The following is a 13,093-nucleotide window of genomic DNA, read 5'->3' as shown; positions in this document are numbered from 1 at the left end:
GGGGGGGGGGGGGGGGGGGGGGGGGGGGGGGGGGGGGGGGGGGGGGGGGGGGGGGAGTATTAAATACTTCCCCAACACACTCGCCACACGTCTTCCTCAACGGGGAGGGTCCTACGAAAGTAGGTGTGCAAATGGCGAGTTTTTCTATTTTGGTCTTTTGAGTTCATCAAACAGTTCCGCAGCGGCACTGAAGCGGGCACGGTGTTTTTGATGTCTTTTACTCGCCTGTTTCTATTGCCACACTTCACATAAAAGCACTGACGCTCACGTGGAAGCGATTGGCGAGATTTTTGGCAAGCGCTTTGCTGATCTTGCGTCGCCCCGCCAATATGTCGCTAATTAATGTTGGCGATGCAATGTCGGTTAAGTCTTTTTGTTTTAAGTCGTTTTGTTCCAATAAGAAGCGCAAGACTTCCTTGAGTTCCACATCTGGAATAACGACATGCTCGATTTCCCAGCGTTCAATGAGCTCCATTGCAATCTCGAATAACGAAAATAAAGGATGATCCTCGTCATCCCCTACTTCATCAGATAAATCGTCTGCCAATGCGTGTATGCGTTCAAAATCAGCGCTATTGCGAATCGGGCGTAACAGGGCGTAACAGGGCGTAATCCTGTAGCGCTATCCAGGCTTTGGTAAGCTCAGGCATAGCGCTTGACGGGTTTATGTAGCTCATTTCCCTCTATTCCTCTTTGTCCATTTATCGTAATCGGTGTGTGAGCCAACCAAGCGGAGTTACCGAAAATTTTTTTCAAATGACCGGTGCAAGACGTGGCCTCAATCCATAGGCATGGTTAAGCTTGCTGATCCCTATATCGTCTATCGCATCTTTTGGATCCATTTTTTTTGTTTCAAGACGCAATTCATCAGCCAGAGTTCGCATCATCGGTCCACTGAGCTTTCCCTTTGTATTTTTTCGTAAAGCCAATATTTTTGCTAAAACATATTTGTTGTATTCGGGATGCGCCCATCCCTGTTTTATATGGCGCGGTCTTTTCATGAACCTGGCATTAGCTTTATATACAGGGGCCGCTGCTTTGTCCCTCCCGGAAGGCAGCATCATTCCGTTGTAACTGTCATTCACGGTCGAGAAGGCCGCGGCAGTTGCATGATCTCTTGCCAGCGAATACGGAATGATGTGTTGTGCTTCATATCCTTTCTTCCAGGTAGCAAATGTGTATCCCTTACGTTTTTTCATTTTCCATCTGTTCATAGCCAGCTTGCGCGAGACATCAGCAGGCCTGCCACCCACAGCTGCAATTTTTACCAACTGAATTGCCTGTTCTACATAGCCGGGCGCGGGTCTTGGCATCGCTTGGGATGCGTATAATTGGGCCGCCCGCGCCCCCATCACATCGGCCTCCGTCTCCAATCCTCGATCATCATTGATCGCCACGCCACTCTTCATCTGCATAGTCGGCCGAACCCGCCCCTGCGCCTGCTGCACCACATGCCAGGCCTCATGTGGCAGATGTTTTTCCTGCCCCGGCCCAATATGAATATCGCTGCCCTGTGCATACGCATGCGCGTTTAATTGCGCCGGTTGCGAAGAGTTGTAGTGGACTTTGACGTGATCCATCGCCATGCCGGACATCGCTTCTATGCCGGATTTAAGTGCATTGGGCAGGCCGGTGTTGTTGGGTTTTGCGGCGGGTGTCTGGACTAATTGAACCGGCGCATCAGACATCCATTTTGCTTGCAGCGGCACTTCTTCCATTGCTTGCGCAGGGGCCATCTGAGCGGTTAATTCCTCGCCGTCCTCTTGCCGTTGCAGCACGCGTGGACTGTTGAGCATGTCGGCCAGCGCCTTCTGCTGCAAAACGCCGGGGCTGTTGTTGAGCATGTCCGACAGTTTGCGTTGCTTCACCGCCGCGGGGTAGTCATCGGCAAAACTATGCGTATACGCCGCTTGTTTATCTGGCGCTCTCTGAGCTGTGTGTGGCTGGTGAGTAGGTGGTTCTTGCAGCGGCGCTTGCGATGGGGAGGTCATCTTGTTGGATCTTTATAAGGGCGCTGAAATGAACGCTACGACAGCGTTGTCAAGGGAGATTGGATGTTGATTGTTTAAATATTAACCTGCTTCTGAGGCGATGCTGCAATTGAATTTGACATCCCAGCGTGTGGGAGAGTCAGCGCATCATTGCTGGAGGGTATTATCATGCCCATTATGGGTATTTATTCAGATGTACTTTTTAGCAAAACACAACAGCGCGTGCTGGCCGTCGTCTTCGGTCAGTCACAGCGGTCGTTTTATGCCAATGAAATTATCGGATTGGCGGGGTCGGGATCGGGCGCGGTGCAGCGGGAACTGGCGCGGCTGGAAGCATCCGGTCTGGTGACGGTGCACCGGGTGGGCAATCAGAAGCACTACCAAGCCAATCATGACGCCCCCATTTTTGCCGAGCTACGCGCCATTGTTCTGAAAACTTTCGGCGTGGCCGATGTACTGCGTGCCGCATTACAGCCTGTGTGGGCGCTGGTGGATCAGGCATTTGTCTATGGCTCGCTGGCCAAAGGCAGCGAGCATGCCGACAGTGATGTTGACTTGATGATCATAGGACGGCTGCCGTCCAATGCCGAGTTGCTCGAACTGCTGTTGCCAGTCCAGACCGAGTTGGGCCGCGTAGTCAATCCGACCCTATACACTCCCGACGAATTTGCACAACGCGTGCACGATGGAAAGTCATTCATCATGCGGGTGCTGGAGCAACCGAAAATCTTTGTTAAAGGAACCGAACATGACATTGCCCAAATCGGTAGCGCAGGCATTGGACGACCTGTCATGAGCCACGCAAACCATCAAACCACAGCACAAAACCGTCATCAAAAAAAATCCCCATTTTCCAGTTGACCTCCGTTTTCAGTGGAGGTATCGTGTCCCCGTTCCTCAAAAAGGAATACAGGTCTGAACACCTGTTGTGTCTTAAACCCCGGACCGCGTCATGCGGACTGGGACCTAAGTTCGTCCTCTCTGGGCGGCGGTGGTGAGGAAGCCTTCGAGGCTTACTGGTTTATGGTTTAAGACGCCCAGTTGTTCAGACTCATCATTTGCCGCCCACCCCGTACTTCAACGGGAGCGGTTCAACCGGACTAAAGGATAGAACGATGCCATTTACCAATGCCTCCGAACCATCTCCAGACGACTCTTCCGACAAGGCCAGCCAACAGCGGCCCATACATCTCACCGATATTCAAGAGCGGTTTTTCCTGCTCGACTATGCCCGGCTCTTAACCGAGACCTCGCAGGGCATCACGGCCATCCTCGATATCATCGAAGCCAACGAGCTTTATCAATCCAAGCCCGATCTTTATCACGCCGATGTGCGTGCGCTGGCGATTGGCGCTCCGGCTTGCGAAGCGTTGCAACAACTGGCGCTGATCACGGCCCGGTTATTGGGTAGTCATGCGGTGCAAGAAGTGGAATTAATCGATGCGCGCAGCGAGCATCGCCGCACGCAGGAAAAGGCTGAACATCGGCACTGAAGTGTTTAGGCCGTGTTGAGAGATAAAGTTTATGATGTACCCTAAGCCCGTTCGGACTGAGTAGGCACAAAGTGCCGTATCGAAGATGCACCGACGCATACATATACTTCGATACGCCCTGTCGGGCTACTCAGTACGAACGGTTTTTTCAAATCTCAATGTCAACACCCTTGGATCAACCGCATAGCACAATTATTTTTTCACAGTAACAGCGCCGCTGGCAAAGCGCAGCGAATTCGCATCCGTGCGAAACAACATCGGTTGCGCAGCAGCTTGCGGCGCACCGATTTTTTGTCCCGGTTGCGCGTGGATGACGATCTTTTGCAAGTCGTCGTGATGGGGAGATTTGCTGCATACCGGGTCCGCATTAGTCGCGTCGCCAGTCAGCGCAAAAGCCTGACAACGGCAGCCGCCGAAATCCTTCTTTTTATCCGGGCAGGTTTTGCAAGGCTCTTGCATCCAGGCGTCGCCGCGATAGCGGTTGAAGGCATCGCTGTGATGCCAGATATCGTGCACGCTGGTCTGCGTGACATTGGGAAAATCAAAGCCCGGTAACGATTTGGCGGCGTGGCAAGGCAAGGCCGTGCCGTCGGCTGCGACGGCTAAAAAGACCGACCCCCAGCCGTTCATGCAGGCTTTCGGGCGCTCTTCAAAATAGTCGGGAACCACAAACAAAATGCGCAGCTTGTTACCGATTTTTGCGCGATAGGCATTCACCACCGCCTCGGCCCGCACCAGTTGCTCGCGGCTTGGCAGCAACTGCGCGCGATTGATTAATCCCCAGCCGTAGTATTGGGTATTAGCCAGCTCCAGATATTCCACATCCATCTCGATAGCCATCTCAATAATCCGGTCGATGTGATCGAGGTTATAGCGATGCAACACCACGTTGAGCACCATCGGATAGTCGTATTGCTTGATCAGTTTAGCGACCCGCGATTTGAGGTCGAAGGTTTTGGTGCTGGTCAGGAAATCATTCATTTCCTTGGTCGAATCCTGAAACGACAGCTGGATGTGATCCAGTCCCAGTTCTTTCATCCGAGCGATACGCGGCTCGGTCAAACCGACGCCGGAGGTGATCAGATTGGTGTAAAACCCCAGCCGTCGACCTTCGCCGATCAGCTCTTCCAAGTCGTCGCGCAGCAGCGGTTCGCCGCCCGAAAAGCCGAGTTGCGCCGCGCCCAATTTGCGCGCTTGACGCATCACGTCAAACCATTGCGCAGTCGTCAGCTCATGGCGGTTTTCGGCGTAGTTCAGGGGGTTGTAGCAAAACACGCAGTGCAGTGGACAGCGATACGTCAGCTCTGCCAGTAACCATAGGGGAGGTGAGGCCAAAGGTGTTTCGGCAAGCGTATTGTGCGTATCCATCGTGATTAGCTAATCCAGCCCTGTTTTGTTGCGGTTTCTAAAAATTCTTCGACATCGTCGGTCAGGTCTTGCGCGTCGAAAGTGGTTTCTATATCGCTCACAATGGCCGCACAATCGCGCACGCCATCGCAGCGCTTTAAAATCTCACCGGCGCTGTGATTGAGTTTGACCATGCCTTCCGGATACAGCAGCACATAGCTGATCTGCGCTTCTTCCCATTGCAATCGAAATAATTTGGACAGCTTTGGTTTGTCAGGAAAAGTGTTCATAAGGCCTTTGGTATGTCGGGGTAGGCGCGATCAATTGCGTCGAGCATCGACCATAAAATATCGAGCTTGAGCTGCAAAATGTCCAACGCACGGTGTTGCTGTTGGCGGGTGGTGAAGTGCTCCAGCGTCACTTGTAGCCCGTGTTCGACGTCGCGTTCGGCAAGCGAAATGCGACTGCGGAAATACTGGAGGCCAGCCGTGTCGATCCAAGGGTAATGCTGCGGCCAGTTCGATAATCTGTCTTTGTGTATCTTCGGAGCGAACATTTCGGTGAGCGACGAGCAGACTGCCTCTTGCCACGGCGACTGCTTGGCAAAGTTGACATACGCATCGACCGCAAAGCGCACGCCCGGCACGACATGTTTCAACGACCATAAATCAGCGCGGGGAATCCCGACCGCTTCGCCCAGCGCGGTCCAGGCTTCCATGCCACCAGCATTGTCTTCCCAGCCGTCGTGATCGAGGATGCGCAACACCCATTTGCGGCGGGTCTCGCGGTCATCGCAATTGGCAATGATCGCGCCATCTTTTTGCGGAATTTTGATTTGATAGTAAAACCGGTTGGCGACCCAGCCGCGTACCTGATCATCGCTCAGTTGACCGTTGGTCATCTTGACGTTAAACGGATGATGGATGTGATAGCCCGCGCCTTTAGCACGCAATTGCGCCTCAAATTCTTCACGGTTCCAGGGCGCGCTGTCGATGGTTACCGCTATCTTCTCTGCCAACGTGATAGTCGTCATAAAACAATCTCCATGCCGTCAAAGGCGACTTCAATGCCGTGTTGGGTCAGGGTCGCACGCTGGTGAGAGTCGGCGTCCAGAATCGGGTTAGTGTTGTTGATGTGAATGAGAATTTTGCGGCGTGCGCCCACGGCATCGAGTACGGCGATCATGCCGCCATCACCGGTTTGCGGCAGATGGCCCATGTCGGCGGATTTCTTTTTAGAGAAGCCCAGGGTAATCATTTCATCCTCAGTCCATAGCGTGCCATCGACCAGCAGGCAATCGGCGGCTTGCATTGCAGCGTCAACGTGCGGTTCGATCTCACCCAGACCGGGCGCATAAAACAGCTTTTTGCCGGTAGCGATATCTTCGATCATCAGCCCGATGTTGTCGCCCGGTTGCGGGTCGGCACGGTGCGGAGAATACGGTGGCGCTTTGCTTTTCAGCGCCAGCGGCGTGAAGCGAATACCCTCGATTCCCGGCACTTCAATGGCGGTGTGGGGAGTAAATTCATTGGTCGGCAACGCATGCCATTGCACGTCGCAATAATGCGACAGCACGTGCATGAGCGGCAAACCGGTGGTCAGGTCATCCCGGACCGATGGCGTGCAATAGAGCTGCAACGGTGTGCGGTTCTCGCGCAGCATCAACAATCCGGTCACGTGATCGATTTGCGCATCCATCAGGATCACCGCCGCAATGCCGGTGTCGCGTTGCTTGCGGTTCGGTTGCAAAGCGGGGGTGTTGCGAATCTGGGTCAGAATATCCGGCGAGGCGTTGATCAATACCCAATCGTACCCATTGGCTGAGACAGCAATCGATGATTGTGTACGGGCCGTAGCGTTCATGGTGCCATTGCGCACGCCATTGCAATTGCTGCAATTGCAGTTCCATTGCGGAAAGCCACCACCTGCGGCCGAGCCTAATACGATGATTTTCATTATTGTTGTTATGGAGTGGGTAAGAAATACGGAACGACGGAAGAGAGTAAAACGTGAGACTACATCTGAGGCCAGTAATAAAGGCGGCGATTGGTTTTACCCATCGCCGCCTGAGAATCAATTAACGATTCGCAATGTACATTGTGATTTCAAAACCAAAACGTAGATCTGTAAATGCAGGTTTAGTCCAATTCATATTAAATCTCCAGTTTTTTTACATTAATAAAGTACAACGGTTACTACTCGGTATTACAACATATTTAATGGTATTGCAAGTTGACTATATGTAAATGATTGTACGCTCATCAGTAACTGATCAGTAAGTACACTGACGTTTCAGACAATCACCACAAATTGCAGCAACTTTCATGCCCAATTTTTCTGGTCCGCCACTACCTGCGGTTCATTGAGTGGCGTTCCAAATTGGAGCAGTTGCGGTTTGCATTGTTCATATTTCGGACGATGACTGTTTTAATGAATATTGGCGATGTATTGCGCAAGATTAACAATATCGTCGTCACTTAATGTTTTCGCAACGGACGTCATATTGCCCGCATCGTTGTGCCGATCGCGTGCTTTGAAATCCATCAGTTGTTTTTTGATGTACTCGTAATGCTGACCGGACAGTTTCGGGATTTCATTCTGCCCCTTCATTCCGCCGAGGTGGCACATCGAACACAGCACTTCTTCGGACTTTGCAAATCCTAGTTTTACACGGTCAGGATCAGCCTTGAAATCGATCGCAGTCGGCGTTTGCGCAGCAAAATAGGCCGCCAGATCCTGCATGTCTTCCTTAGACAGATTCGCCGCCATCGGGGACATCATCGGATTGACACGCGCACCTTCTTTAAAGTCACGCAATTCCAGGTACAGGTAACGCGCATTCTGTCCGGCTAACACCGGAATGAGCGGCATGGTTGAGTTGCCCGCCACGCCATGACAGGCCATGCAGGCGGCCGCTTTGGTCTTTCCAGCTTCAATATCAGCAGCGTGGCTTTGAAAGGACAGGGCGGACAGGGCAGCAAAACTTGCCGCAAGCATCAGGTGAGTTACTTTCATTTTGTTTCTATACCTAGTAAAGAATAAAAAAGAGACCGCGACGATGTGCGTCGCGTTCTCTTTTTTGGTTAAATCAGCAGCCTAAAGCAATATATATGCCGCTATTACCATGCACTTACAGACCAAACACCATCACGCTATTGCCGCGTTTGAAGTCCATTTGCGAGTTGCCGCCAGCAGCAACGGCAATGTATTGCTTACCGTTGACCATGTACGACACTGGTGGCGCATTAACACCTGCACCGCACTGGTATTGCCATAGCACTTTGCCGGTTTTAGCATCGTAGGCATTGAACAAACCATTGCCTTCGCCCGCAAACACCAGATTACCCGCTGTCGCCAAGGCGCCACCGATCATCGGTTGAGCGGTTTTGGTTTGCCATGCGATTTTGCCGGTGTCGATATTCACAGCGGTAACGTTGCCTGATTGCTCTTCGCCAGCTGCATTTTTAAACGCGCCGCCCAGCCACAATTTGCCGTTCGGATAATTTGAACCATCGACCTGATACGTCATCGGTTGATTCAGGTTCAGCGCATAGGTCAAGCGTGCGCCAGCGTTGTAGGCCATCGGTGACCATTCCACACCACCGTTTGCGCCCGGCAACATACGTGCACCGGTAGCAGTCGGCAGGGTCCACATATTTTCTTGTGGGACCATAGCGTCTGAGAAGCGAATCAAGTTGCCATTGCTACGATCATGCACATACACATGGCCGGTTTTGCCGCCGTGGATCACGCCTGGAATCATCTTGCCGTTCTTGTCTTTGACATCCACCAGAATCGGTGGGCTCACTGCATCCAGATCCCACACGTCATGTGCGATGTACTGTGAGTGCCATTTGTATTTGCCGGTTGAGAGGTCAATGGCAACCAGTGAATCGGTATACAAATTGTCGCCCGGACGCTCAGCACCGTACAAGTCAGGCGATGGATTGCCGACGACGAAAAAGACGGTGTTAGTAGCGCGATCGATCGCCGGAGTCGTCCAGACACCGCCACCCAAGGTCTCGTGGAAGTCAGATTTTTTAGCGAAAGCGACTTTTTCAGCAGCGATATCACGGTGCATATCACGACCGGTTGCATCCGTTGTAGCCCACACGCCTTCGTGGCCTTTTTCTGGGATGGTATAGAAAGTCCAGACCAGTTTGCCAGTCGCAGCATCGAACGCCTTGACGAAGCCGCGGATGCCGTATTCGCCACCGTTGGTGCCGATTAAGACTTTGCCGTCAGCCACTGTCGGGGCCATTGTTTCGCTGTAACCTTTTTCAGGATCGGCGATCTCAGTTTCCCACAACAATTTGCCGGTCTTGGTGTCGAGCGCAATGAGTTTGGAATCCAATGTGCCCATGTAGAGCTTGCCATCGGAGACCGCGACACCGCGATTGTTCGGTCCGCAACAGAACGTCGTCACCGGGCCCATCTTATGTTTGTAATGCCAAAATTCCTGCCCTGTCACCGCATCGATTGCGTAGACATAGTTATAGGAGGTAGTGAGAAACATCACGCCATTGACCACAATCGGTGCTGTTTCCATCGATTCGATCATGGCGGTCTGAAATACAAACTTTGGCTTCAGTGTCGCTACGTTCTTGGAATTGATTTGCGACGCCGGGTAAAAACGCGTTTGTGCGTAGTCGCCGTTGGTGTGCAAAAAGTTTTTGCTATCTTTGGCTGCACCGTCGAGCATGGCCTGGCTGACCGGGACCAAGGCTTTGGACATCGGTACCGGTTTAATACCTGCGCCGCCTTGCGTTTCTTGCGCGTAGCCGATGCCAGAACTGGCAATCACGCATACGGCCAGCGCACATCGACTGGCTAGTTTAAACATTGCTGTCTTCATAATTCTCCCCTTAGGATGTTACTTGGTGGTGTTTTAGATAACTTAAATACTCTTATTTTGTCGTCGCACCATACGTAACCAGATGTGGTGCAAACGAATTGCCGACATATCAGTGTTAAATACAAGGCGTAAAATTGCCTGGGACATAATTCCGATTTCGCATAATATCGCGTATTTATAATGCAATCTAGTAAAAATAGTTCCCCGCTGAAAAATTGCTTCATTACAATGGCTACAACGCGAAATATGTACTAAGCGTGCACAAGAAATGACGACAAAATTATCAGGCAACAACAACGCAACAACAACGCAACAATCAGGTAACAACCAGGACAAAAGATGAAAGTCATGCGGTCAGTTTTTTTAATAGTATTTTTTTCAACCATCACCAACGTCGCAGCCCTGGCAGCTGACCAGGATCAGTCTGACCTCAATCGCCAGGCGCTGGCGGCCGCCCGCAGCGGCAACGCCAGTACCTTCAAAGACTTTATCGAGCGAGGTGCCGCACCCAACACCCGCAACCGCAACGGGGACTCGTTACTGATGACGGCCATCAAAGGTGATCACATGGACATCGTGGCGCTGCTGATTGCCCGCGGCGCCGACGTCAATCTTGCCAACGTAGAAAAAGTCACGCCCTTGATGTCCGCCGCCTTTTACGGTCATCCTGCGATGGCGCGGTTGCTGATCGATAAAAATGCCGACGTCAACGCAGTCGATCAAATGCACAAAAGTGCGATGGTCTACGCTGCCGGCAAGGGGCAAACCGAGATCGTTGCGTACTTGCTCGACACCAAACGCGTACTCCCGAATGCGCTCTACCAAAACGACCTGACCGCCTTAATGTGGGCTGGCGCATCCGGGAATGTGGAGACGGCACAATTGCTACTCGAGCGCGGCGCTGACCCGGCGCTGATCGATAATCGCGGCAAAACCGTATTGCAAATGGCCGATGAAAATGGCCATCTCGATGTTGTTAAGCTACTACAGTCGCGCAAATAATCTCGCCACGATTACCCGTCACCTATCCCATATCTGCAACGAAACGCTACGGCCGACCATATTTTATGGTCGGCATGAATATTGCTGCGTAGAATAATTGTCAGTGCTTGTTATGCGTTTTGCGCCGTCATTTGTATGCAGTGAGCAATCCACATTCATTATAAAAAAATATCTGGAGATGAACATGTCTAGCCGCAAATCCTTGCCCGGCGCGCCCGCAATCGCGCTCGGAAGTGTCTTATTACTACTGCAGGGTCCCATTTTCGCTGCCGATACAGTCAAATCAAGCGATCAAACATTACCTGACATTGTCGTCATCGGCACCACCCCGCTGTCCGGTCTTGGCTTGCCGTTGCGTGACGTGGCCGCAGCCGTGCAAAGCGTCGATGGCACAGCGATTGCGCGCCAACACGCTGGCAACATCACCGAATTCCTCGAGCAAAATGTCAACAGCGTCACCATCAACTCGGCCCAGGGCAATCCCTACCAACCGGACGTGAACTATCGCGGCTTCACCGCCTCGCCGCTACTGGGTACACCGCAAGGCCTGTCGGTATTTCAAGACGGTGTGCGTATCAACGAACCCTTTGGCGACGTCGTTAACTGGGATTTGTTACCGCAATCGGCGATTGCCAACTTGCAGGTCATGCCCGGCTCGAACCCGGTGTTCGGTCTCAATACACTAGGTGGCGCACTGGCGATCACCACCAAAAATGGCCGCACTAACCCCGGCGGTCAAGTCGAACTATCGGGCGGATCGTTCGGTCGTAAAACGCTAGAAGTCGAGCAGGGCGGTACCGTCGGCAACATCGATTATTTCCTCACCGCCAATGACTCACTGGACCACGGTTGGGGCGATCACAACCCAAGTCGGGTCAAGCAATTCTTCGGCAAGGTGGGGTATCAGGACGCCGACACCACGGTCTCCTTAAGTCTGACCGCCGCCGACAACGATCTGCAAGGCACGCAAACCATCCCGCGCTCGTTTCTCGACAATCGCCGTCAGGCCTACACCTTCCCCGACGAAAACATCAACCGCGCGCAAATGTTGAGTTTGTCCGCCAGCCATTTTTATAACGACAAACTACAGTTGTCGACCAATGCGTACTATCGCAACTATAAAAACGACAATATCAGCAGCAACGTCAACGGTGACTTTGACCCCACGAATGCGAATAGTCCGCAAGCCAACAATACTCGCTCCCTCATCGATCAAGCCAGCTACGGCTTCGGTGCGCAACTCAGCTATCTCGGCAAGCTCGGCGCCATGGACAATCATGTCGTCGTCGGCGTCGCCGGTGACTTTGCCAATGCCCGCTTTAAGCAACTAGCGCAAGACGCCCAGTTTGAGAATGGCCGTAATACGGTAGGCATCGATGACTTTGCCCTGCGCACCGACGCCAAAACCCACAACAGTAACCTCAGTGTTTTTGCCTCCGACACCTTGGCGCTCAACGAGCAATGGTCCCTCACCGGCTCCGGTCGCTACAACTCTGCACGGGTCAACATCAGCGACCAGACCGGCTTGCAACCGCTACTGAACGGCAAAAACACCTTCTCCCGCTTCAACCCTGGCGCAGGTCTGACCTACAATCCGACCGAGGCATTGACCGCCTACGCCACCTACAACGAAGGCATGCGCACGCCAACGGCCATTGAACTAGCGTGCGCAGACCCTAACGCCCCATGCTCATTGCCAAATGACTTCATCGCCGACCCGGCCTTAAAACCGGTCATCGCCAGAACCGGCGAATTCGGTCTACGCGGCAAACTAGGCAACGCCACTAACTGGAGCGCCTCAGTCTTTCGCACCGCGCTAGACAACGATATCCAATTCATCAGCAGCAGCGGCGCGTCGTCTTCCACCGGTTACTTTCAAAACGTCGGTAAAACACGTCGCCAGGGACTAGAAGTCGCCGCCCACACCCAAGTCGGCGATCTGGGTGTGACGATGGCTTACAGCTATATCGACGCCACCTACCAAACCGCCTTTGTCGAACACAGCGCCAGTAACTCCAGCGCCAACAGCAACGGCGACATCACCGTCAACAGTGGCAACAAGCTGCCGGGCATTCCACAAAACACCTTCAAGTTACGTCTCGACTACAGCGCTACACCGGTGTGGAACGTTGGGACTAACGTGGTCTATCGCAGCAATATCTTTGCGCGTGGTGACGAGAATAACCAAGACAGCAACGGCAAAATCCCGGGTTACTTTATGGTCAATCTGGATACGACTTATTCGTTGACTAAGCAGCTGCAATTGTTTGCGCGTGTTGATAATTTGTTTAATAAGCAGTATGCGAATTTTGGGGTGTTGGGGCAGAATTTCTTTAATGGTGCCGGGCATACTTTTGATGGTGGGAATCGATTCGTGCTCGATGAACCGGGCGCTTAGAGAAGCT

13 protein-coding genes are annotated in these 13,093 nt (G+C 52.5%); 4 read left to right on the top strand and 9 right to left on the bottom strand.

From position 1 onward, the window contains the following. Nucleotides 1-244: 244 nt before the first annotated feature. Nucleotides 245-547, bottom strand: coding sequence for a helix-turn-helix domain-containing protein (locus ACVBEF_RS17610; RefSeq protein ID WP_447125227.1), 303 nt, complete (start codon nucleotides 545-547; stop codon nucleotides 245-247). A 205-nt stretch (nucleotides 548-752) separates the two neighbouring features. Continuing rightward, a complete protein-coding gene (locus ACVBEF_RS17605; protein WP_447125226.1) occupies nucleotides 753-1,991 on the bottom strand; it encodes an eCIS core domain-containing protein in 1,239 nt (412 codons plus the stop codon). Nucleotides 1,992-2,159: 168 nt separating this feature from the next. Here ACVBEF_RS17605 and ACVBEF_RS17600 point away from each other — a divergent pair, with 168 nt between their 5' ends. Together ACVBEF_RS17600 and ACVBEF_RS17595 are read left to right on the top strand one after the other, a co-directional pair. After that, nucleotides 2,160-2,852, top strand: coding sequence for a nucleotidyltransferase domain-containing protein (locus ACVBEF_RS17600; protein WP_447125225.1), 693 nt, complete (start codon nucleotides 2,160-2,162; stop codon nucleotides 2,850-2,852). A gap of 254 nt (nucleotides 2,853-3,106) precedes the next feature. Beyond that, the gene (locus tag ACVBEF_RS17595) at nucleotides 3,107-3,484 is read left to right on the top strand and encodes a hypothetical protein (protein ID WP_447125224.1); all 378 of its coding nucleotides are present in this window, start codon (nucleotides 3,107-3,109) and stop codon (nucleotides 3,482-3,484) included. 192 nt (nucleotides 3,485-3,676) lie between these two features. Here ACVBEF_RS17595 and pqqE read toward each other — a convergent pair whose 3' ends face one another. The 7 genes from pqqE to ACVBEF_RS17560 form a co-directional block, all read right to left on the bottom strand. Further along, on the bottom strand, nucleotides 3,677-4,852 hold the full coding sequence (gene pqqE / locus ACVBEF_RS17590) for a pyrroloquinoline quinone biosynthesis protein PqqE (RefSeq protein ID WP_447125223.1): 1,176 nt from the start codon (nucleotides 4,850-4,852) through the stop codon (nucleotides 3,677-3,679). 5 nt (nucleotides 4,853-4,857) lie between these two features. After that, nucleotides 4,858-5,121 (bottom strand): pyrroloquinoline quinone biosynthesis peptide chaperone PqqD, encoded by a 264-nt coding sequence (gene pqqD / locus ACVBEF_RS17585; protein WP_447125222.1) that lies wholly within the window; start codon nucleotides 5,119-5,121, stop codon nucleotides 4,858-4,860. Continuing rightward, on the bottom strand, nucleotides 5,118-5,864 hold the full coding sequence (gene pqqC, locus ACVBEF_RS17580) for a pyrroloquinoline-quinone synthase PqqC (RefSeq protein WP_447125221.1): 747 nt from the start codon (nucleotides 5,862-5,864) through the stop codon (nucleotides 5,118-5,120). Before pqqC ends, pqqD begins: the two co-directional genes overlap by 4 nt. Next, a complete protein-coding gene (gene pqqB, locus ACVBEF_RS17575) occupies nucleotides 5,861-6,790 on the bottom strand; it encodes a pyrroloquinoline quinone biosynthesis protein PqqB (protein WP_447125230.1) in 930 nt (309 codons plus the stop codon). The genes pqqC and pqqB overlap by 4 nt, the downstream gene beginning before the upstream one ends. A gap of 118 nt (nucleotides 6,791-6,908) precedes the next feature. Next, nucleotides 6,909-6,983 (bottom strand): pyrroloquinoline quinone precursor peptide PqqA, encoded by a 75-nt coding sequence (gene pqqA / locus ACVBEF_RS17570; protein WP_447125229.1) that lies wholly within the window; start codon nucleotides 6,981-6,983, stop codon nucleotides 6,909-6,911. A 275-nt stretch (nucleotides 6,984-7,258) separates the two neighbouring features. Then, nucleotides 7,259-7,828, bottom strand: a complete 570-nt coding sequence (locus ACVBEF_RS17565; RefSeq protein ID WP_447125228.1) for a c-type cytochrome — start codon at nucleotides 7,826-7,828, stop codon at nucleotides 7,259-7,261. A 133-nt stretch (nucleotides 7,829-7,961) separates the two neighbouring features. Continuing rightward, nucleotides 7,962-9,686: an outer membrane protein assembly factor BamB family protein gene (locus tag ACVBEF_RS17560; RefSeq protein WP_447125220.1), complete on the bottom strand. Its 1,725-nt coding sequence runs from the start codon at nucleotides 9,684-9,686 to the stop codon at nucleotides 7,962-7,964. A gap of 348 nt (nucleotides 9,687-10,034) precedes the next feature. Here ACVBEF_RS17560 and ACVBEF_RS17555 point away from each other — a divergent pair, with 348 nt between their 5' ends. Together ACVBEF_RS17555 and ACVBEF_RS17550 are read left to right on the top strand one after the other, a co-directional pair. Further along, nucleotides 10,035-10,688 carry an ankyrin repeat domain-containing protein gene (locus ACVBEF_RS17555; protein WP_447125219.1) on the top strand — a complete coding sequence of 218 codons (654 nt, stop codon included), beginning with the start codon at nucleotides 10,035-10,037 and terminating at the stop codon, nucleotides 10,686-10,688. Between the two features lie 184 nt (nucleotides 10,689-10,872). Beyond that, complete coding sequence (locus tag ACVBEF_RS17550) at nucleotides 10,873-13,086, top strand: TonB-dependent receptor (RefSeq protein WP_447125218.1); 2,214 nt, start codon at nucleotides 10,873-10,875, stop codon at nucleotides 13,084-13,086. The last annotated feature ends 7 nt before the right edge of the window (nucleotides 13,087-13,093 follow it).

Source organism: Glaciimonas sp. GG7 (assembly GCF_052976905.1).
Note: the sequence above shows the minus strand (reverse complement) of the source record. Positions and strands in the feature narration are given on the sequence as shown.